17 protein-coding genes are annotated in these 20,407 nt (G+C 68.3%); 11 read left to right on the top strand and 6 right to left on the bottom strand.

The window, feature by feature from the left end; genetic code table 11:
- Window position 1: 1 nt before the first annotated feature.
- Window positions 2-3,085, top strand: coding sequence for a type I restriction endonuclease subunit R (locus tag BBK82_RS00525; RefSeq protein ID WP_065913204.1), 3,084 nt, complete (start codon window positions 2-4; stop codon window positions 3,083-3,085).
- Between the two features lie 393 nt (window positions 3,086-3,478).
- Here BBK82_RS00525 and BBK82_RS00520 read toward each other — a convergent pair whose 3' ends face one another.
- The gene (locus BBK82_RS00520; protein ID WP_154696967.1) at window positions 3,479-3,739 is read right to left on the bottom strand and encodes a hypothetical protein; all 261 of its coding nucleotides are present in this window, start codon (window positions 3,737-3,739) and stop codon (window positions 3,479-3,481) included.
- Between the two features lie 194 nt (window positions 3,740-3,933).
- Window positions 3,934-5,112, bottom strand: coding sequence for a hypothetical protein (locus BBK82_RS00515; RefSeq protein ID WP_065913202.1), 1,179 nt, complete (start codon window positions 5,110-5,112; stop codon window positions 3,934-3,936).
- Between the two features lie 420 nt (window positions 5,113-5,532).
- On the opposite strand from BBK82_RS00515, the gene BBK82_RS00510 reads away from it, so the two are divergent.
- Both BBK82_RS00510 and BBK82_RS00505 read left to right on the top strand, forming a co-directional pair.
- A complete protein-coding gene (locus BBK82_RS00510; RefSeq protein WP_237047979.1) occupies window positions 5,533-7,068 on the top strand; it encodes an alpha/beta fold hydrolase in 1,536 nt (511 codons plus the stop codon).
- Window positions 7,069-7,151: 83 nt separating this feature from the next.
- On the top strand, window positions 7,152-7,571 hold the full coding sequence (locus BBK82_RS00505) for a CGNR zinc finger domain-containing protein (RefSeq protein ID WP_237047978.1): 420 nt from the start codon (window positions 7,152-7,154) through the stop codon (window positions 7,569-7,571).
- Between the two features lie 299 nt (window positions 7,572-7,870).
- Here BBK82_RS00505 and BBK82_RS00500 read toward each other — a convergent pair whose 3' ends face one another.
- Window positions 7,871-8,308: an Hsp20/alpha crystallin family protein gene (locus BBK82_RS00500; protein ID WP_065913201.1), complete on the bottom strand. Its 438-nt coding sequence runs from the start codon at window positions 8,306-8,308 to the stop codon at window positions 7,871-7,873.
- Window positions 8,309-8,551: 243 nt separating this feature from the next.
- Here BBK82_RS00500 and BBK82_RS00495 point away from each other — a divergent pair, with 243 nt between their 5' ends.
- The 5 genes from BBK82_RS00495 (at window position 8,552) to BBK82_RS00475 (ending at window position 14,278) form a co-directional block, all read left to right on the top strand.
- Entirely contained in the window at window positions 8,552-10,714 is a 2,163-nt protein-coding gene (locus BBK82_RS00495; RefSeq protein WP_218920562.1) for an MMPL family transporter, read from the top strand.
- Between the two features lie 173 nt (window positions 10,715-10,887).
- Complete coding sequence (locus tag BBK82_RS00490; RefSeq protein WP_065913199.1) at window positions 10,888-11,715, top strand: CPBP family intramembrane glutamic endopeptidase; 828 nt, start codon at window positions 10,888-10,890, stop codon at window positions 11,713-11,715.
- Entirely contained in the window at window positions 11,712-12,851 is a 1,140-nt protein-coding gene (locus BBK82_RS00485) for a sensor histidine kinase (protein WP_065920721.1), read from the top strand. Before BBK82_RS00490 ends, BBK82_RS00485 begins: the two co-directional genes overlap by 4 nt.
- Window positions 12,848-13,504, top strand: coding sequence for a response regulator (locus tag BBK82_RS00480; RefSeq protein ID WP_065913198.1), 657 nt, complete (start codon window positions 12,848-12,850; stop codon window positions 13,502-13,504). Before BBK82_RS00485 ends, BBK82_RS00480 begins: the two co-directional genes overlap by 4 nt.
- 114 nt (window positions 13,505-13,618) lie before the next feature.
- Window positions 13,619-14,278 (top strand): lytic polysaccharide monooxygenase auxiliary activity family 9 protein, encoded by a 660-nt coding sequence (locus BBK82_RS00475; RefSeq protein WP_065913197.1) that lies wholly within the window; start codon window positions 13,619-13,621, stop codon window positions 14,276-14,278.
- A 68-nt stretch (window positions 14,279-14,346) separates the two neighbouring features.
- Here BBK82_RS00475 and BBK82_RS00470 read toward each other — a convergent pair whose 3' ends face one another.
- The gene (locus tag BBK82_RS00470; RefSeq protein WP_065913196.1) at window positions 14,347-15,276 is read right to left on the bottom strand and encodes an extracellular catalytic domain type 1 short-chain-length polyhydroxyalkanoate depolymerase; all 930 of its coding nucleotides are present in this window, start codon (window positions 15,274-15,276) and stop codon (window positions 14,347-14,349) included.
- A gap of 117 nt (window positions 15,277-15,393) precedes the next feature.
- Entirely contained in the window at window positions 15,394-15,807 is a 414-nt protein-coding gene (locus tag BBK82_RS00465) for a DUF3592 domain-containing protein (RefSeq protein ID WP_065913195.1), read from the bottom strand.
- A gap of 126 nt (window positions 15,808-15,933) precedes the next feature.
- Here BBK82_RS00465 and BBK82_RS00460 point away from each other — a divergent pair, with 126 nt between their 5' ends.
- From BBK82_RS00460 to BBK82_RS00450, 3 genes are read left to right on the top strand one after another with little or no spacing between them, the layout of a single operon-like run.
- On the top strand, window positions 15,934-17,334 hold the full coding sequence (locus tag BBK82_RS00460; protein ID WP_065913194.1) for a fatty acid desaturase: 1,401 nt from the start codon (window positions 15,934-15,936) through the stop codon (window positions 17,332-17,334).
- Window positions 17,335-17,344: 10 nt separating this feature from the next.
- On the top strand, window positions 17,345-17,947 hold the full coding sequence (locus tag BBK82_RS00455; RefSeq protein WP_065913193.1) for a TetR/AcrR family transcriptional regulator: 603 nt from the start codon (window positions 17,345-17,347) through the stop codon (window positions 17,945-17,947).
- Window positions 17,948-17,993: 46 nt separating this feature from the next.
- The gene (locus tag BBK82_RS00450; RefSeq protein WP_237047977.1) at window positions 17,994-18,941 is read left to right on the top strand and encodes an SDR family NAD(P)-dependent oxidoreductase; all 948 of its coding nucleotides are present in this window, start codon (window positions 17,994-17,996) and stop codon (window positions 18,939-18,941) included.
- A 112-nt stretch (window positions 18,942-19,053) separates the two neighbouring features.
- Here BBK82_RS00450 and BBK82_RS00445 read toward each other — a convergent pair whose 3' ends face one another.
- Window positions 19,054-20,400 (bottom strand): GH1 family beta-glucosidase, encoded by a 1,347-nt coding sequence (locus tag BBK82_RS00445; RefSeq protein ID WP_065913192.1) that lies wholly within the window; start codon window positions 20,398-20,400, stop codon window positions 19,054-19,056.
- Between the last annotated feature and the right edge of the window lie 7 nt (window positions 20,401-20,407).

Below are 20,407 nucleotides of genomic sequence, written 5' to 3'. Positions count from 1 at the left end.
GGTGGCTAGGGGGATCCGGGAGCGCGAGTTCCAGAACATGATGATCCAGTGGTCGCTTCCGATGGGCTGGGTCTTCACTGCCGGACGGGCACTGCCGCGTGAGGTGACTCAGGCCGTTGTCGTGGATCATGTGCGCGATGCCATCATCAAACTCAACCCAGGAGTGATCGACAAGTTCGACGTCGACGAGGTGGTGGATGAGATCGTCGCCACGGTGAACGCCGTGGATGGCGGACTGGTGCGAGCCAATGAGCAGGTGCTGCACCTGCTGCGTGGGCGCAGGGAGTACCGGGACGCGGACGGCGCCTGGCACGCCTTGACGGTTATCGACTTCGCAAACGCCTCCGCCAACACGTTGATCGTGTCGGACGAGGTAACCATCTCAGTTCCTGGCAAGGGTTCCCGTCGATTTGACCTCGTGTACTGGGTCAACGGCCTGCCATTGGTCGTGGTCGAGGTGAAGTCGCCTACTTCGAAGTCCGGATGGGCGGAGGCCGCCCGCGAGATCAACGACGTGTACGCCACCGAGTACCCGTGGTTCTTCACCTCCAACGTTTTCTGCGTCGCTTCGGATGGGCTGAAGCTGAAGTTCGGCGCCGCCGGTGCGTCCACAAACCTGTGGCAGCCGTTCCGCTCGACTGCGGACGACGAGAATCTGACCGGACAGGCTGATGTCAAGCGCTCTGTTGAGTTGCTGATGAATCCGGCCACCATCCTGGACATGCTCAACGACTTCGTCCTCTTCGACACTGCCGGGGGAGGGCCCGACAAGAAGTACCTGCCTCGATATCCGCAGATGGAGGCTGCATACCTGATCCACAAGCGGGTGGTGGAGGGAGGTTCGAAAGGCTTGATCTGGCATCACCAGGGCTCGGGGAAGACCCTGCTGATGGTATTCGCTGCTTCCTTGTTGCTGGCAGACACGCGTACCGATTCGCCTACGATCATCTTGCTCTCGGACCGGACACACCTCGTCCGGCAGACTTCTGGGGTGTTCACGTCGGCGCTGGGGGAGGCCTATTTTCACCAGCCCACTACCAGTCAGCAGCTGCGTTCCTTGCTCGCCAACGATGTGCGCGGGGTGATCTCGACAACCGTCCACAAGTTCGCGGACGCGGGGAAGGATCTGTCGACCCGAGGCAACATCATCGTGCTGGTCGACGAGGCGCACCGCACTCAGTCGTCCGACAAGAAATCTCTGGCTGGTCAGATGCGTGCGGCTTTGCCGTACGCGAAGTTCTTCGGGATGACCGGAACGCCGATCAGGAACCTGGCGACGGACACCTTCGCGCTCTTCGGTGAGGAGACCGATCCTGACCGGGTTCTGCACCGGTACTCGGTGTCCCGATCTCTGACGGACGAGGCAACCGTTCCCGTCGTGCTGGACACCCGCCCGGTCGAATTTGAGATGGAAGACCAGGCGTTGCAGGCTGAGTTCGACCAGTTCACCGACGACTTCGACCTTGACGACCCTGATCGGGAAGCATTGTCCAGGAAGTTCGGTCGCTTGACGTCGGTGTTCGCCAACGAGCACCGCATTCACGCGGTCTGTCTGAACATCGTGGACCACTACCTGGCCGGCACCTACCGCAATGGCCTAAAAGCCCAGGTGGTCGCGTACAATCGCGAGCTGGCCGTGGCGTACGCCGAGAAGATCAACGAACTGCTCGCTGGCTTCGAGGCGTCACAGGTGCTCGCCGAGGTCGGCAGGCACACTCGAATCACCGCCGAAGCGAACATTTCGGTTTCGAAAGCGAAAGACGAGGACGCGGAGATGAAGGCGTTCCTGCTTTCGGAGGCCGAGGAGGAAGAGCAAAAGCGGCGGTTCCTGACGCCAGACGACCCGCTATGCTTCCTGGTGGTGACCGCGAAGCTGATGACGGGGTTCGACGCTCCCAATGAGGGCGTGCTCTACCTTGACAAGCCGCTGAAGGCCCACAACCTGTTTCAGACGATCACTCGGCCCAACCGCACCTGGGTGTCTCCGGTCGGGCTCGTCAAGACGTCCGGTCTGGTCGTTGACTACATCGGTTTGGCCGAAGAGGTTCAGCGAGCGGTGACCGACCCCACCGCGAAGGAGAAGGAAAAGGCCAAAGGTGGCGGCTTCGTCACCGAGCTAGCTGACCTGATTGCGGCTTTTCGCGACACCTTCGCTCGGATCGAAGACCTGCTCGTCCATGTGGACGGCCTGGATCTCGCGGTCCACGGATATGAATCGGTGCGAGCGATCAACAGCTTCCTGGATGCTGACCCCGCTGCTGCCGAGGTGTTCAAAAAGGACTACCGGCTCCTGGCGCGACTCTATCCGTACATCAACACCGACAATCGGATCGCCAAGTACCGGCAAGGATTTGGACTGTTCGGATCGGTCTACACGACCTTGTTCAAGAAGTCGTCTGACGAGGAAAGGAAGGAACGGCTCGCTGAGCTGGGCCCGATGGTCCTGGAGATCATCAACGCTCACGTGCATTCCTTCTCCGTGGCAGCTTCTCAGGACGAAGCTCTCGTTTTAGACGCTCAAGGCATCGCCGTCCTCAGGGAACTGTTGGCTCTTGTACGTCCTAAGGACGGCCTGGACAGTGACGTGGAGAAGAAACCGCCATCGGCGGCGGAAATATTGGAGCGCATCAAAGCCGCTCTCGAAGATGGGATTGACCCCGGCTCCGCGATGTACACCGCTCTGGCGGAGCGGATCAGGCTGCTACGGGACCGGATCATCCAGAACGCCAGGGAGGCGCTGGACTTTCTCGCTGAAGCGCTCCGGATCGCCCGCGCCGTCGTCGATGCCGAGAAACATCCCAACGAAGCTGTAGTCGTGCTGGACAACGACCACGTCGGCGTGCTGTCGCGAATCATCCAAGATCACGCTCCGGCCGAGTTCACGGTCACCGACAGAAGCTTGGCCGAGGAAATCGACCAGGTCGTCACGCAGACTCTTGCCCGCTCATGGGACAATGCCGACGCACGGAACCGAGGCGTTAGGCGTGCCACCGCCGCGGTCTTCCGACGGTACCTGTTGAAGCCGGTGGGGGAGCCGTACGACTCTACCGTCGCTTATATCGAGGCTCATTACCTCGTTGATTGAAAGGAAGCGAAAGCGCGGACTGCGACGGTTGCCGAGCTGCGCGGGTCGGCTGCAACCAAGACTTGGGAAGCCGGCCGCCGCGCTGTGCCTCCTGCCTGATCCGGTGGTGCGATCGATGTCGATGGCGTCGAAGTGGAGCCGCGGATGAGCGATTAGCTGGTATTCCGGCTCACTCGGCGGTTCTGACGTCACCCAAGGATCGGATGCGGAGCAGTTCGGGTGCCTGTGGCGTGTGGTCGTGACTTCGGTGCGAAAGGGGCGCTCGATCAGCACTCGCGCGTGACCAGGTGCTCATTGAGGAACGAGCGAGTGCGGAATAATCTGGCTTGCCTGTGACCCCTAGCCGAAGCTGCCGCAGATGATCAGCACTGTTGATCCTGGTTCGGACGTGTTTCATGCGCGGATCACCAACCCGTAATCCTCCGTCAGTCGGCAGCCCTGTGCTGAAGTGGGGTGGTGGTTGACGACCTCGTGGGTCGTAGGACTCGCAGCGTCGGTGGTCCACAATGCCCACGACGTGACGGTTAGGATGGCAAACTGCATTGTGCTTTCCAGTCGGACCACCACCTCGGCGGTGATCTTGTTGCAGTCAGGTCCGCCGATCAGGACCGAGCCGGCAGGAAGTCGCAACTTGATGTGGCCGTCCGCGTGCACGCCGACGACGGTTGTCGGGTGCACTCTTAGCGGCGTCTTTCCAGAGCCGTCTAGCGATGTGATGTCGCAGCCAGCGCACGGAAGCGCCACGAAGCCAGCCGATGAACACGGTCAGCGGGTTGATCAACAGGTCGCGCGTGCGTTGAAGAACTTCAGCACGTTGGTTCTTGTGAGCTCGCCCAGCGGTTTTGCGTTCACTGTTCAGGTGGTGTCTGGCGCTCGACGTCGGCGAGGTGGCGGAGCACTACGGCCACGTAGTCTGAGGGCTCCTCGGCGCCGCGCAGCAGGACAACGGCATGGCCGTCTTCCTCGAACGTCACCACGGCGCCAGGTCCGGGGTCCGGACCGAGCTGGTAGCCGCAGTCGTCGCCCAGTGCTGTCGCGAGGTCGTCCCAGTTCTCGTGCCGGAAGCCCTTGAGAAGGTTGGCTCGGCGGATCTGGCGTGCCTTGGTTGCCGGTGGGGTGAAGATGAACAGCCTGCGGTGTGCGCCCAGGTTTCGGATGACGCCGAACTCGTAGCGCAGTTCTGGCCAGTCGCCTGGTGCCATGACCACACAACGGGAGTCAGCGACCAGGTCGGCGAACTGGTGGCGCCATGAGTCGTCGGTGGCGTAGTGGCGGTCGATGCCGTCGGGCGGGAGGTAGTCGCGAGGGTTGCCGAGGCCGTAACCGCGGCCTAGTTGGTTGGTGATCGTGGGGGCGAAGTAGTCGTCGAAGGGCATCGGGTCAGGGCGGCGGGGGAAGAGTTTTGTAAGTTCCGGACGGGTTTGTGTTTCGCCTTTGGTGCGTTGGCGGAAGGCGAACAGGCGGCGTTCGTTGCCGAAGCCGCGGATCCACACCACGGCCGGGCGGGGGTCGGCTGGTGGTGCGCCGATGCGGTCAGCTCGTCTTGCCGCGGAGTGGCACAGGACCGACAGCATTGCCATCGGCAGCAGCAACTGGATGCCGACCGTTGCGGGTTTGCCGTTGAGCAGTAGTGCCGCCATGACCAGGGGTGGGATTGTCGCCGCCAGGTTTCCCAGTGCGCGGAACGGGGTTCGGGGGCGTTGCCGGCTGCCGGAACGGATGGTGCGTGCGGGGATCAGGTGCACGGTCAGCGCGAGGCCGGCCAGCGTCGCCGCGATGCCGAGCACCATGGAGAGGCCGACGATGACGTCCCTGGCGGGGCGGATGAGGACGGCGCCGAGGAACGCGCTGCCCAGCAGGCCGGTGAAGATGGCGGTCAGGAACACGGCGGGGGTGAACGGGCCGGTGTAGCCCTTCGACTGGGCTCGGCGCCACACCCGCATGAAGGTGGCGATGGCCGAGTAGACCAACGCCATTCCTGCGGCTAGAGCGGTTGCGGCGGCGAGGAGGGCGAGCACCACCGTCATCGCGCTGCCCCCTCCCCGGTGAACGAGTTCCTGTCTATGCCTGCCGCGTACGTGCTTGGCACCGCTGAACAGAGGATTCGCGGGATGTTGTGCGGTCGGGTGGAAAGGGGCCGGGGACCGGCTCGTCAGATGCCCTGTTGAGACGGCACCGGCCGAAAGTACTAGCTGCCGTAGACGTCGCGTTGAGCGAGCTGGTCGGATGGTGTTGCCCGGATCCCTTGTCGCGAAAGGACTGCCGTGCGCAGCAGCTTGACCGCCGCCGTGGTGCCCGCCGTCGTCACAGCGCTTGTTCTGGCTGGTACAGCTGTGCCTGCCGGTGCTGAGGACGACCCGTTCTCCCGTTATGCCGGACAGCAGGTGGTCTGGGGGCCTTGTGCGTTCAGTCCGCAGCCGGGGGCGTTACCTGCGGAGTGTGCGCTGGTGACCGTGCCGAGGGACTGGGCCGCGCCGGAGGTGGGGCGGGACATGCTCGTCTCGATCAGCCGGGTTGCCGCGTCCGGGGAGCATGTCGGGTCGTTGCTGCTCAACCCCGGTGGTCCTGGTGGGCAGGGGACGTCACTGCCCGGGGAGCTGGGGGCGTTGCAGCCGCAGCTGCACGAGCGTTATGCGTTGATAGGCATGGATCCGCGCGGTACCGGGCAGGAAGGCGGTACGGCGCCGGAGGTGTGCGAGGTGCCGGTCGGCAGGCTGTCGCCGCGGACGGATCTCGATGCGCGTGATCGGTCGGCCGGGAGCATTGCGGAGCACTTGAAGTTGCCGCGTGCTGCTGCGGAGGCGTGTCAGAGTGAGGCGGTGGCGCCGTTCCTCACGACGTGGCAGACCGCGCACGACGTGGAACTGGTGAGGATGCTGCTCGGTGAGTCCACACTGGACTACATCGGGTACTCGTACGGAACCTGGTTGGGGGCGAAGTACGCGTCGTTGTTCCCGCGCAGTGCGGGCAAGGTGGTGCTGGACTCGAGCACGGACTTCCAGGGGCGGTTGCAGGCGTCGTTCGAGGCGTGGCCGCAGATCAACCAGCGGATGTTCGAGGGCTCGTTCGTGCCGTGGATGACGCGGCAGTTCCCCGAGGACGTCGGTGCCACGGTCGAGGAGGCCAAGGCGAACTGGGAGCGGGCTCGGCGGTTCTACGCCGGTGCGGGGACCAGTCCCGACCAGTTCGACGCGATCTTCACAGGCATGGGGTCGCCGTTGCGGTGGGTGCTAGGGGCGTTGGTGTTCGTGCTGGGGGTGCGCGGTGCGAACGGGGAGACCGGGGCGGTGGTGACCGGTTCGGCCCTGGCGCCGCAGCTGGATGCCAGGGCGCGTGCGGTGTTCGGTGAGCCGCTGGAGTCGTTGACACCGGCGGGTGTGGCGCGGGGGCTCGCTGACGAACCGGAGGACTACCTGCGGGTTTCGGCGACGCGTTATGCCGTGGCGTGCGGTGATCAGGTGACGCGCTCGGCGGCCTGGTACCGGCGGTTGTCGGACCGGCAGGGGCCGCGGTACCCGCTCTTCGGTTGGCAGTACGGGCTGAGTGAGCCGTGTGGGTTCTGGTCTGACGCGCCGCGGCAGGAGTTGCCGGTGCTGCCGGCGGAGGTGGCCGGGCGCGTGCTGGTGGTGCAGGGCGAGCTCGACCCGCAGACGGGGTTCGAGCAGGCCAGGGCCGCGGTGCGGGCGGCGCCGGGGGTGAGTCTGGTGTCGGTGGCGGACAGTCCGTTCCACGGCCAGTACGGCTTTGAGGGAAACCCCTGCGTCGACGGTGCGGTCACCGTGTTCCTGCTGCGGAACTCCCGTCCTGGCAACGTGGTCTGCCCCGGGATTCCGTTGCCGAACGAGACCGGGGTCCACCCGGTTCCCGGCCCGGTGGGAACCGCGCCGGCCGCGGCTGTGGCGACGGCGGCCGAGGCACCGCTGCCCGCGTTGCGCGAGTCGGTGCGGGCGAAGATCAGCGACATCAACACGCCGGTGCGCTGACGGGCGGGTCAGGTGAGGGCCAGAGCGGTGCGGACGCCGGCGACGTACCGCTCTGGGCATTCCCATGCGGCGAAGTGGCCGCCGTGGGGTTCCTCGACCCAGGAACGGATGTCGAAGAACCTGTTGGGGACACGTCGCTGGGCATGGCGGACGTGGAGGTCGTCACGGGATTGCGGACGGCGTTGCGGAGGGCCCTCGTCGGTGACGTCACGGCTGCCGGTGTTTTGGAGGCGTATCCGTTGCGGCTCGTGCCCGGCCCGTCGGGTGGGCTGCGCATCGGCGCGGAGTCCGGCAGGCCGTGGCTGGACGCGATCGTGGAGACGGTGGCAGCCAGTGTTGCCACGGGTGAGTGGTCACGGGTCAAGCTGTGCGCGGCGCCGGACTGCCGTTGGGCGTTCTACGAAGTTTCGCGCAACGGGCGTGGGCGGTGGTGCTCGATGGACATTTGCGGTAACCGGCACAAGACCCGTACCTATCGTGAGCGTCTTCGTCACAAGAGGTAGGGGCAAGCGACGAGCGGGAAGTGCGATGGCCCGCACCGCTTTCGCGCGGTGCGGGCCATCGGGGTGGAGGGGATCGTTGCCGGGCAAGGGCGTCGACCGGGACGTGGTGTTGTCCGTGCGGGTCGAGCGCGTGCCGGTGTGGCGTCGGCGGGGGTGGCCGGCGTGGCAGGGGAAGCGCGGGCTTCCCCCAGTTCGCTTCGATGATCGCGTCGAACTCGGCGCGCACCAGGTCGTCGTCCCCGCACACCAGCGCGAGGAACTCCTCTTCCAGTGCCTGCGCGACCACGGTGGGCCCCTGGTCAGGCGTCGATCTGCTTGACGTCCCGGTCGGCGGCCGTGATGGCGATCTTGCGCGGCTTGGCCTTCTCCTGCACCGGGATGCGCAGCGTGAGGACACCCGCGTCGTAGGTGGCCTGGATGCGTTCGGTGTCGAGGGTGTCGCCGAGGAACAGCTGGCGGGAGAACACGCCCAGCGGTCGTTCCGCGACCTGCATCTCGAGGTTGTCACCGGTGTTGGTCGGGCGCCGCTCCGCCTTGACGGTCAGGACGTTGCGCTCGACGTCGAGCTCGATCGCGTCCGCGGAGACGCCCGGCAGGTCGAAGGCCACCACGAACTCGTCACCCGAGCGGTAGGCGTCCATCGGCATCGGTGTGGGGCGTGACCACGTGCCCGGTCCGGTGAACACCTGCTGCGCCAGCCGGTCCAGCGTCCGGAACGGGTCAGTGCGCATCAACATCCGGCACCTCCTCGATGTTCTTCACTGCTGTCAACGCGCACCGCATTTGTAGCACGTCGTCGGAACGATGACAAGTGGGATGTCGTCGAAAGGATGACATGGGGGACAACCCCACCCCGGGTCGGCCAGCCGGCACCAGTGTTCGACCGCCTCGTCAGGGCAAAACTCGACGTGGACCCAAATGAACGGAGTTGAACCACAGTGCCCAAGCAGGCGTTGACCGTTCGCGCGGCGAAGTGGAGCGTGAACCATCCGTGGCAGGCCATCGTCGGCTGGATCGTGTTCGTCGCGCTGTGCTTCGCGGCCGGACAGCTGATCACGCCGAACAACGCGGCCGGCAAGGACTTCCGGGTCGGTGAGGAAGGCAGGGGCGCGACCGTCGCCGCCGACGCCGGCCTGCCGGCCCCGTCGGTCGAGAAGGTCCTCATCACCCCGAAGAGCGGCTCGCTCGACCAGGACGCGGCCGGCCGCGCCGCCGCCGACATCAGCCAGCGGATGCGCACCATCCCGGACGTCGCCACGGTCGCGGACCCGGTCCGGTCCGCCGACGGCAACGCGGTCATGGTCGCCGTGACGGTCAAGGGCAACGACCGCGCGGCCATCCAGATCGTGCCCGCCCTGCTCAGGCAGACGGCGGCCGTGCAGGAGGCCAACCCGGAACTCGTGGTGGCGCAGACGGGATCCGGCGCGGTCGAGCGGGACGTGCAGAACCTGATCGGCCAGGACCTGGTGCGCGCCGAGATGATCACGCTGCCGATCACGCTGATCATCCTGCTCATCGTGTTCGGCTCGATCCTCGCCGCCGGTGTGCCGGTGCTGCTCGCGATCACCTCGGTCGCGGCGGCCATCGGCCTGACCGCCCTGTCCACCTACATCTTCCCGTCGGCGGGCGGTGCGGTCACCAACATCATCCTGATGATGGGCATGGCCGTCGGCGTGGACTACTCGCTGTTCTACCTGAAACGGGAACGCGAGGAACGGGCCCGCTCCGGCGGCACGATCTCGCACGCGGCCGCCGTCGAGCTGGCCGCCGCCACGTCCGGCCGCACGATCGTCGTGTCCGGGTTCGCGGTCATCATCTCGATCGCGGCGATGTTCCTGGCCTCCGACGTGATCTTCTCGTCGATCGCGGCCGGGTCGATCATCGTGGTGCTCGTCGCGATGGTCAGCTCGCTGACCGTGCTGCCCGCGGTGCTGGGCAAGCTCGGCAAGAGGGTCGACGACTCGCGCATCCCGTTCCTGCGCAAGCGGGCGGAACGCAGTGGCGGCACCGGGAAGCTGTGGCCGGCGCTGCTGCGTCCCGCGATGCGGCACCCGGTGGCGACGTTGGTGCTGTCGACGCTGGTGATGGTCGCGCTCGCGTTGCCCGTGCTGGGCATCAAGCTCAGCGTCGCGGGCACCGACACGTTCCCCCGGCAGGCACCCGCGGTCGCCACCTACGACCGGCTCACCAAGGCGTTCCCGAACGAGGGCCCGCGGCACCTGGTCGTCGTCGAGGCTGACCCGTCCCAGGCGGGCACGGTCCGTTCCGCCCTTGACGACCTGGCCTCCCGCGCGCAGGCCGACGCCGAGTTCGGCGGGCGCACCAGTCCGGAGCTCCGGGTGTCGGAGGACGACCGGGTCACCACGCTCGAGCTCGCGATCCCGTACAGCGCGAACTCGAAGGAGGGCGAGACGTCCCTGGCCACGCTGCGCTCGGAGCTGGTGCCCGACACCGTCGGCCAGGTCGGCGGGGCCCAGACCTACGTCGCCGGTGACGTGGCGAGGGTCGTGGACTACGCGGCGCACCAGGCGGAGAAGCTGCCGTGGGTCGTCGGGTTCGTGCTGCTGCTGACGTTCGTGATGATGGTCGTCGCGTTCCGCTCGGTGGTGATCGGCGTCGTCGCGATCGTGCTCAACCTGCTGTCGGCGGCGGGCGCGTTCGGTGCGCTGGTCGGGGTGTTCCAGTACACGTGGGCCGAGGGCCTGCTCGGGTTCACCTCCGGCGGGTACATCAACTCGCGGGTGCCGTTGATGCTGTTCGTCATCCTCTTCGGACTGTCGATGGACTACCAGGTGTTCGTGGTCAGCCGGATCAGGGAGGCGGCGGCGCGCGGGGTGCCGGCGCGGCAGGCGGTGTACGAGGGCATCACGGCCTCGGCCGGTGTCGTCACCAGTGCCGCCGTGGTCATGGTGTCGGTGTTCGCGAGCTTCATCTTCGTGAGCCTGCTGGAGATCAAGCAGATCGGCTTCGGCCTCGCGGTCGCGGTGCTGCTCGACGCGGTGATCATCCGGATCATGGTCCTGCCGTCGCTGATGACGTTGCTCGGCCGGTGGAGCTGGTGGCCCTCGACACTCAGCCGCCCAGTGAAGTCCACTGTGGACCCGGCGGGGGACTGCAGGGTCATGAACGCCTCTCGGACGTAGGAATGGTGAGCGTGCCGGTGGCGCTGCACGCCTGACCTGCGCTTCCCGGGCTTGTCCCCCGAGCGAGCTACCCGCGAATGTCCACTCCGTGGTGACGACTCGCGGCCGTGTGATCCATAGCGTTGCGGTCAACCGCGGCACCCCGGCCGCGAACGGATCACAAAGGACTGGTCATGCGACTGTTGGTGCAGCTCGGAGCAGTGGCGGTGGCGGCGTTCGCCGGGAGCGCGGTCGTCCAGGCGGTGAACTGGAACACGCCGCTCACGCTGGTGCTCGGGTTCGCGGCGGCGGCGCTCGTGCTGTACGTCTACGCCTTCGCGGTGCGCAAGACCGAGCGCAGGGCGCCGGACGAGATCGCGCTCAAGGGGGCGGGGCCCGCGTTCGGCCGGGGGTTGTCGATCGGTACCGGCATGTTCGCCGCCGTCATCCTGAACATCGCGTTCCTCGGCGGGTACGAGGTTCGTGGCTGGGGGTCGGTGTCGGGGGCGTTGGCGTTGCTGGGGTTCACGGCGGCCGCGGTGGTCGTGGAGGAGGTGCTCTTCCGCGGTGTGCTGTTCCGGATCGTCGAGGGGCGCATCGGCACGTGGGCCTCGCTGGTGCTCACCGGCGTGCTGTTCGGTGCCGCGCACCTGTTCAACACGCACGCCACGCTCTGGGGTGCCATCGCGATCGCGGTCGAGGCCGGGTTCATGCTCGCCGCCGTCTACGCCGCCACCCGCAACCTCTGGGTGCCGATCGGCGTGCACTTCGGCTGGAACTTCGCCCAGGGCGGCATCTTCGGCACCACCATCTCCGGCACCGACGCGCCGGAGGGCCTGCTGGACGGCGTGACGTCCGGGCCGTACCTGCTCAGCGGTGGTGACTTCGGGCCGGAGGCGAGCGCGTACTCGGTGCTGGCCGGTGTGGTCGTGACGGTCGTGTTCCTGTGGATCGCGCGCCGGCGGGGCACGATCGTGCCCGCCCGCCGGCGCGGTTCCGACGCGACTACGCTCGCCGCGTGATCAGCCTGAGCAGGGTCCCGGACCTGTGGCGTCGCCTCGATGTCACGGTCCGGGACTTCCCGCTGGCACTCGCGCTGGTGGTCGCCTCGTTCGTCCCCGCGCTGCAGAACCGCGGCACGCAGCTGGGCGACCTGCCGTCCCGGCCCCTGGACGCGCTGGCGCTGGCCGTCATCGCGTTGGAATGCCTGCCGCTGGTCATGCGCAGGCGCTGGCCGGTCGTGTCGTTCGCGCTGGTGTGCGCCGGGTTCGCGGCCGACCAGCTGCTCGGCTACCACTCGGTCGCGGGCACGGCGTTGCCCATCGCGTTGCTCAGCACCGGGCTGCACCTGGACCACCACCGGCGCACGGTCGCGGTGCTGGCCTCGGTGGCGTACGTGCCGCTGGCGTTCGGGGTCGACCGCCAGGGAGCGCAGGAGGGTGTGGCCGGGTTCGTGACGTTCTACCTGGCGCTGGCCGCCCTGTGGGCGATCGGCGCGTGGCAGCGGCTGGCGAAGAGCGCGGAGGAGGAACGGCGCCGGCACGTGGCCGAGGAGACCCGTGTCGCCGAACGCACCCGCATCGCCCGCGAGCTGCACGACGTCGTGACGCACCACGTGACCGCGATGGTGGTGCAGGCGGAGGCGGCTCGGTACCTGACGGCCGCGCCGGAGCGGCTCGACCGGACGCTGACCGCGATCACCGACACCGGCCGCCGGTCCATCGCGGACCTGCGGCAGCTGCTCGACCTGCTGAACCCCGACCACGGCCCGAACTCGCGGGTGCCGTCCGTGGGCGACCTGAGCGCGTTGGTGGACCAGATCCGGCAAGCGGGGCAACCGGTGGAGTTCACCGAGGAGGGCACGCCGGTCGCGGGCAGCGCGAAGGTGGTGGCCTACCGGGTGGTGCAGGAGGCGTTGACCAACGCGCTCAAGTACGCGCACGGCAGCCGTACTACGGTTCGCGTGCGGCACAACGAGAGCGAGGTCGTGGTGGAGGTCGGAACCGACGGCGCGGGCACGTCCGCCGCGTCACCCGGCGGCAGCGGACGCGGCCTCGACGGCCTGCGCGACCGGGTCGGCGTGCTCGGCGGCGAGTTCAGCGCGGGCAGGCGGGACGGCGGTTTCCTGGTGCGCGCCCGGATCCCGGCCCGCTCGTGACGGCTCCGATCCGGGTGCTGGTCTGCGACGACCAGGCGCTCATCCGCACCGGCTTCGCCACGATCATCGATGCGCAGCCCGACCTCGAGGTGGTCGGCGAGTGCGGCGACGGCAGGACCGCGGTCGACCTCACCGGCGAGCTGACCCCGGACGTCGTCGTGATGGACGTCAGGATGCCGGTGCTCGACGGCATCGAGGCGACCAGGCTGCTCGCCGGCGCCGGGGTCGCCCAGCCCGCCAAGGTGCTGGTGGTGACGACGTTCAACCTCGACGAGTACGTGTACGAGGCGCTGCGGGCGGGTGCCAGCGGGTTCCTGCTCAAGGACGCCCCGCCCGCCCAGCTGCTGCACGGCATCCGCACGGTCGCGGCCGGGGCGGCGTTGCTGGCGCCCGAGGTGACCCGCCAGCTCGTCGGCCGGTACGCCGAACGGATCCGCCCCGCCGGTGACACACCTCAGGTACCGCTGACCGCGCGCGAGCTCGAGGTGCTGCGGCTCATCGCGGACGGGCTGTCGAACAGCGAGATCGCCGAGGCGCTGGTGATCAGCCACGAGACCGTGAAGACGTACGTGTCGCGCATCCTGACCAAGCTCGACCTGCGGGATCGGGTGCAGGCGGTGGTCTACGCGTTCCGGCACGGACTGGTCGCGTGAACCGCTAACGCACTGTTCCCTTGTGATCTCGAAGAGTTACCAGTAGGCTAATTGGTCTGGGAGCGCTCCCAATCCGCCGCTGCTTGTCATTCAACGGAGAATGGAGGCTCGTTCATGCGCACGCGCAAGCTCTCCGGGCCCGTCACCAGACGGCGTGGCCTGATCACCGTGCTCATCGGCGTGCTCGTCTGCTCGTTCCTGTGGGTACCGTCGGCCTCGGCGCACGGCACGATCGTCAGCCCGGCCACCCGCGCCTACCAGTGCTGGCAGGCTTGGGGAAGCCAGCACACGAACCCGGCGATGCGTGAGCAGGACCCCATGTGCTACCAGGCGTTCCAGGCCAACGCCGACACCATGTGGAACTGGATGAGCTCGTTGCGGGACGGACTCGGCGGGAACTTCCAGGGGTCCACCCCGAACGGTCAGCTCTGCAGCAACGCCCTGTCCCGCAACAACTCCCTCAACACGCCCGGCAAGTGGAGGACCACCAACGTCGGCGCGAACTTCACCATGCACCTGTACGACCAGGCGAGTCACGGAGCCGACTACTTCCGGGTCTACGTCAGCAAGCAGGGGTTCGACCCCACCACCCAGACCCTGGGCTGGGGCAACCTCGACTTCATCACGCAGACCGGCAGGTTCGCCCCGGCCAAGGACATCCGGTTCAACGTCCAGACGTCCGGCTACCGGGGTCACCACATCGTGTTCACCATCTGGCAGGCGTCCCACCTCGACCAGGCCTACATGTGGTGCAGTGACGTGAACTTCGGCTAGCGCACCGAGATCGGAAGCGCCCGGCCCGGCGCACTGCCGGGGCCGCATCCGGGCCCTTCCGCACCCGGTCAGCACGTCGTGGTGAGCCCGAAGAACTCGATCGCAGCTGCGGCCATACCGGTCGACGGCAGGCTGTGCCCGGCACCCTGGACGCTGTACGCCTCAACGTTTCCGGCGTACCGGCTGCGGTTCCAGCCCGGTCGCGGGGTGTCGGTGGACGTCGGCGTCTGGCTCAGCCCGAACACGTTCGTCCACTGCTCGATCGTCTCCCGCAGCAACGAGTACGGCACGAGGGTGTCCGCGGTTCCGTGCCACAGCTGCACCTTCGGTCGCGGGCCGGTGTAGCCGGGGTAGGCCCGGCGCACCGAGTCGCCCCACTGCCGCGGCGTGCGGTCCATGGTGCCGCCGGTGCACTTGCTGCGGCCGGGCGGGAAGTCGGCGGCGCCCGCGAAGCAGTCGAACGGGACACCCATGAACGCCGCGCCCGCCTTGAAGACGTCCGGGTAGAGCGCGAGCATCTCGTTGGTCATCATGCCGCCGGACGACGATCCGGTGGCGAACACCCGGCGGGGATCCCCGCCGTAGCGGCGCTGGACGTAGGTCACCATCGAGACGATCGAGACGGGGTCACTGCCGCCGCCACGCCGTTTCGCGGCGTCCGACCACGTGTCGAAGCACTTGCCGAACCCGGCTTCCTGTTGCGCGCTCGGGTAGATCACGACGAACCCGTGCCGGTCGGCGAGCGAGGCGAACTCGGTGCTGGAGTGGAAGCCGGGGCCGGAGCCACCGCAGCCGTGCATCGCGACCACGACGGCCGGTGCCGCGGGGCGGGAGTCGGGAACGTGGACGTGCATGCGCATTCCGCCGGGGTTCTCACCGAACCCGGTCACCTCCACCAGTGTCGCGGCGGACGCCGGTGGGGTGAGCAGGGTGCCGGCGAGCAGGGTGCCGGCGAGCAGGGTGCCGGTGAGCGTGGCGAGGATCTTGCGAAGGGTCATCGTCGACCTCCGGTCAGGGAGTGCCCGAAGGTATTCAGATCGGTGACGGTCGTCAAGATTTTGCCGAACTAAAACGTTCGTCGTTCGACGAAGCCGGCTGTCCAGGCGACAGACCCGCTAGTCCGAGCGTCGCGGCGTCCACGCGATGAGGTTCGCGCCCAACGCCCCCAGGGCGACCACGCCCAGCATGACGCCCAGCACCCAGAACACCTGGTCGTTGTCGGCCAGCGCGGCGTCGACGACCCGGCCGTTCTCCAGGTCGTAGCGCACGGTCACGCGCGAGCCGGCCTCGTGCTTGGACCCGTTCTCCGACAGGGTCATGACCTGCTTCGACCCGTCCGGCAGCGCGTACTCGACCTTGACCGAGGCGCTCTTGCCCGACTTCAGCCGTTCCTGCACGGTGGCCTCGGTGCTGGCCCACGACCTCTGCTCGGCCGACGACTGGAGCACGACCACCAGTCCGATGACCGCTCCCGCCAGCACGAACCCGGCCACGACCCGGCCTGTCCGCGACTTCAGCGACTTCGCCACGACGCCCTCCTTCCCCCACAAGATCGCTGCATCGGCGCCGAACGTAACCGGCTTTACAAATCGACGGCTCTTGTCAAACCAGGTTTACAAGTCCTATCTTGCTGTCAACCTCCTGAGGAGTGTGACATGGGCGACAAGAACGCGACGGTTCCCGCCGGGTCGACCGAGCAGTGGACCGACGGCAAGCGCTACCTGTGGTTGCTCGGCCTGGTCGTGCCGTCGCTGGCGTTCCTGGCGATCGGCCTGCACGCGTTCACCGGCTGGGGCGGGTGGTTCTGGATCGGCCCGGTGGTGATCCTCGTGGTCGTGCCCGCCATCGACCTCCTCGCCGGGCTCGACCGCAGCAACCCGCCGGACGACGTGCTCGAACGGCTGGAGCAGGACCGCTACTACCGCTGGATCACCTACCTGTACCTGCCGATCCAGTACCTGGGGTTCGTCGTCGCGTTCTGGCTGATCGCGCGCGGCGACCTGGCCGTGGTGGACAAGATCGGGCTCGCGGTGTCGATCGGGTGCATCGGCGGCATCGGCATCAACACCGCGCACGAGCTGGGGCACAAGAAGGAGAGCCACGAGCGGTGGCTGTCGAAGATCGCGCTGGCGCAGAGCTTCTACGGGCACTTCTACATCGAGCACAACCGCGGCCACCACGTCCGCGTCGCCACCCCGGAGGACCCGGCGAGCAGCCGGGTGGGGGAGAGCTTCTACCGGTTCTGGCCGCGCACCGTCCTCGGCTCGCTCAGGTCGGCGTGGCGGCTGGAACGCAAGCGCTACGCCCGCCGCGACCGGCACCCGTTCCGGATCGGCAACGACGTGCTGAACGCGTGGCTGATGTCGTTGGTGCTGTGGGGCGCGATGATCGCGTGGCTCGGCGTCGGCATCCTGCCGTACCTCGTCGTGCAGGCGGTGATCGGCTTCTCGCTGCTCGAGGTCGTCAACTACATGGAGCACTACGGGATGCTGCGCCAGCAGGTCGGCGCGCCCGGCCGGCGCCGCTACGAACGCGTGGACCCCAGCCACAGCTGGAACTCCAACAACATCGCCACCAACGTCCTGCTCTACCACCTGCAACGGCACAGCGACCACCACGCCAACCCGACCCGCCGCTACCAGACGCTGCGCGACTTCGCCGAGTCACCGGTGCTGCCGACGGGGTACGCGGGCATGATCCTGCTGGCGCTGGTGCCGCCGTGGTGGCGCCGGGTGATGGACCCGCGGGTGCGCGACCACTTCGGTGGTGACATCGGCCTGGCCAACATCCAGCCGGGCAAGCGGGCGAAGGTGCTCGCGAAGTACGGCGGGACCGACCACTCCGAGGTCCTCGCGGAGGACAGCCGTGGTGACGCGACGGCGGGCGGGATGTGTCCGGGGTGCGGGTACGTCTACGACGAGAGGACCGGTGATCCGCGCGAGGGCTTCCCGGCCGGAACGTCGTGGTCGGCGATCCCGGACTCGTGGTGCTGCCCGGACTGCGGGGTGCGGGAGAAGATCGACTTTGTGGCGCCGGGACGGGTGACCAGCGCCTAGGATCGAACGTATGGGTCAGCCAGGAGCAGGTCAGCACCGGCGGCCGATCATCGAGGCGGCGGTCGAGATGACCGCGCGGGGTGGCTGGGCCGCGGTCACCATGGCGCGGCTCGCCGAGCAGGTCGGCGTCAGCCGCCAGACCGTCTACAACGAGGTCGGGTCGAAGAACGCGCTGGCCGACGCGATGCTCGCGCACGAGCTCGACCGGTTCCTCGCCGCGATCCGCGCCGCCTTCGACCGGCACCCCGAGGACCTCGTCGAGGCGATCCACGACGCCGTGCGCGACGTGCTGGAGATGGCCGGGAACAACCTGCTGGTCAGGGCGATCGCGTCCGCCACGCACGGCGCCGACACCGAGCTGGTGCCGTTGCTGACCACCAGGGCCGAGACGCTGCTGACCGAGGTGGAGAAGATGCTCGCCGACCGCGTCGAGGCCTACCGCCCGGCGTTGACGAGCGAGCAGGTCGGCGTGGTCATCGACGTCGTCACCCGCACGGTGCTCAGCCACGTCGTCCAGCCGACCGGCACCCCGGCGGCCACGGCGGACGGGCTGGCCTGGCTGGCGTCGCGGGTGCTCGCCGAACCCGCGCGCACACCGTTGCGCTTCGGCTGAACCGGATCGGCCCGCTGAACCGAACCTCCTGCGGGAGGTGGCGCCGGTGCTCGACGTCGTGATGGACCGGCTCGTGGTCCCCGGCTACTCGCGGTGGGGTTTCCGGCTGCGTCGCAGGTCCTGGCCGGCGGACGACCCGGAGCCGGGCGTGCTGCGGGGCGGGCTCGCCGTCGTGACCGGTGCCGGTTCGGGGCTGGGCAAGGCCACCGCGCTGGGTCTTGCCCGCCTCGGCTGCGCGGTCGTGCTCGCCGTCCGCGACGAGGCCGGGAGCCGGGCCGCGCGGGACGAGATCGTCGCCTCCGTGCCCGGCGCGGTGGTGTTCGTCCGGTACTGCGACGTGTCGAGCTTCGCCTCGGTGCGCCGGTTCGCGAGCGAGCTGCTGACCGAGTTCGAACGGATCGACGTCCTGGTGCACAACGCGGGCACCCTGCCGGCCCGGCGGACGACCAGCGACGACGGCCACGAGCTGACGTTCGCCACGCACGTGCTCGGCCCGTTGCTGCTCACCGACCTGCTGCGCTCGCTGCTCGCCGCCTCCCCGGACGCGCGGGTCGTGTTCGTGTCGTCGGGAGGCATGTACACGCAGCGGCTGCGGGCCGACGACCCCGAGTACCGCGACGGCGAGTACCGCGGCGCGACCGCGTACGCCCGCACCAAACGCATGCAGGTCGCGCTCGTGCCCCTGCTGGCGCGGCGGTACGCGGCCGAGGGCATCGGGGTGCACGCCATGCACCCCGGCTGGGCCGACACACCGGGTGCCGCCGGGTCGCTGCCCGGCTTCCACCGGCTCACCAGGCCGTTGCTGCGCACGGCCGAGCAAGGTGCCGACACCGCGGTCTGGCTGGCCGCGACCACCCCGGCCCCGCGCACCGGCCGGTTCTGGCACGACCGGCGCGAACGGCCGACGCACTACCTGCCCGGCACCGGCGACGAGCACGCCGACGTCGTCGCGTTCTGGGCCTGCTGCACGAACGCGGCAGGCCTGCGCCGGTGACCGCGCGTCGGCCTGCCAGGGACCGCCGGACCACCCGGTACGGGCGCTCCGGCGGCACCATGTGAGCCACTCCCGCCTGTGACTCCCGTCGAGCGGACGTGCAGGACAGCGCCTACCCCCGCGCCGCCTCGATGAACTTCCGGTACCAGTGGTAGCTGGCCCGCGGGGTGCGCTCCTGCGTGGCGTAGTCGACGTGGACCAGGCCGAACCGGTGCTTGTACCCGTGCGCCCACTCGAAGTTGTCGAGCAGCGACCAGCAGAAGTACCCGCGCAGGTCCACGTCCGCGGCGAGGGCGGCGGCGATGTGGCTCTCCAGGTAGCTGATCCGCTCGGTGTCCTCGAACCCTTCGCGGTCGGGGTACACGCAGCCGTTCTCGGTGACGTAGATCGGCGGCAGCTCGGGGTGGCGGGCCTTGAGGTCGGCGAGCGCGGTGGTGATGCCGACGGCCTCGACCGGCCAGCCCATGCCGGTGCGCGGCACGTCCGGCAGCTGGGTGGTGTCGACGCCGATGTCATGCGCGGTGCGCTTGGCCGGGTCGGGCTCGCGGTGCGGGGCGTCGGCGACGTGCAGCCGGTAGTAGTAGTTCAGGCCGACGTAGTCCAGCGGCTGGCCGATGATCGACAGGTCTTCGTCGTGGCGGAACGAGAAGTCCGTGATCGCGCCGAACATCGACGTCATCTCGGCGGGGTACTCGCCGCCGAACACCGGGTCGGTGAACTGCCGGCGCAGCAGCACGTCCTGCCGGGTCGCCGCGGCGACGTCGGCGGGGGAGCCGGTCACCGGCACGGTGGGGGACTGGTTGAGCACGATCCCGAACTCCTGGCCGGGCACGCCGTTGGCGCGCATCGCCCGCACCGCCAGGCCGTGGCCGAGCAGCAGGTGGTGGGCGGCGGCCAGGGCGCCGTGACCCTCGCGGGCACCGGGAGCGTGCCGGCCCTCGCCGTAGCCCACGATCGACGAGCAGTACGGCTCGTTCAACGTGGTCCACTTGCTGACCACGTCCGCGAGCGCGTCGTGCACGGTCGCGGCGTAGTCGGCGAACCGGAGGGCCGTGTCGCGTTCACGCCAGCCGCCGGTGTCCTCCAGCGCCTGCGGCAGGTCCCAGTGGTACAGCGTGAGGAACGGCTCGATGCCGTTGTCCCGCAACGCCTCGACGAGCCGGCGGTAGAAGTCGAGACCGCGCTGCTCGACCCGCCCCCGGCCCTCCGGCATGATCCGCGACCACGACACCGAGAACCGGTAGGAGTCGACACCGAGGTCGGTCAGCAGGCGCAGGTCGTCGGCCCACCGGTGGTAGTGGTCGGCGGCCACCTCACCGGTGTCACCGTTCGCGACGGCACCGGGCACCGCCGCGAACGTGTCCCAGATGGACGGTCCGCGGCCGTCGAGGCCCGCCGCCCCTTCGATCTGGTAGGCCGAGGTCGCCACACCCCAGCGGAAGCCGGCCGGAAAGTTCACTACTACT

It is taken from the genome of Lentzea guizhouensis (assembly GCF_001701025.1).
Lineage (GTDB): Bacteria > Actinomycetota > Actinomycetes > Mycobacteriales > Pseudonocardiaceae > Lentzea > Lentzea guizhouensis.
This window is presented reverse-complemented; position numbering and strand designations above follow the sequence as displayed.

Bases quoted from the DNA above. Each gene is read 5' to 3' on its own strand.
- BBK82_RS00455 (WP_065913193.1), top strand. From the start codon at position 17,345: ATGGGTCAGCCAGGAGCAGGTCAGCACCGGCGGCCGATCATCGAGGCG.
- BBK82_RS00475 (WP_065913197.1), top strand. From the start codon at position 13,619: ATGCGCACGCGCAAGCTCTCCGGGCCCGTCACCAGACGGCGTGGCCTG.
- BBK82_RS00500 (WP_065913201.1), bottom strand. From the start codon at position 8,308: ATGTTGATGCGCACTGACCCGTTCCGGACGCTGGACCGGCTGGCGCAG.
- BBK82_RS00470 (WP_065913196.1), bottom strand. From the start codon at position 15,276: ATGACCCTTCGCAAGATCCTCGCCACGCTCACCGGCACCCTGCTCGCC.
- BBK82_RS00515 (WP_065913202.1), bottom strand. From the start codon at position 5,112: ATGACGGTGGTGCTCGCCCTCCTCGCCGCCGCAACCGCTCTAGCCGCA.
- BBK82_RS00460 (WP_065913194.1), top strand. From the start codon at position 15,934: ATGGGCGACAAGAACGCGACGGTTCCCGCCGGGTCGACCGAGCAGTGG.
- BBK82_RS00490 (WP_065913199.1), top strand. From the start codon at position 10,888: ATGCGACTGTTGGTGCAGCTCGGAGCAGTGGCGGTGGCGGCGTTCGCC.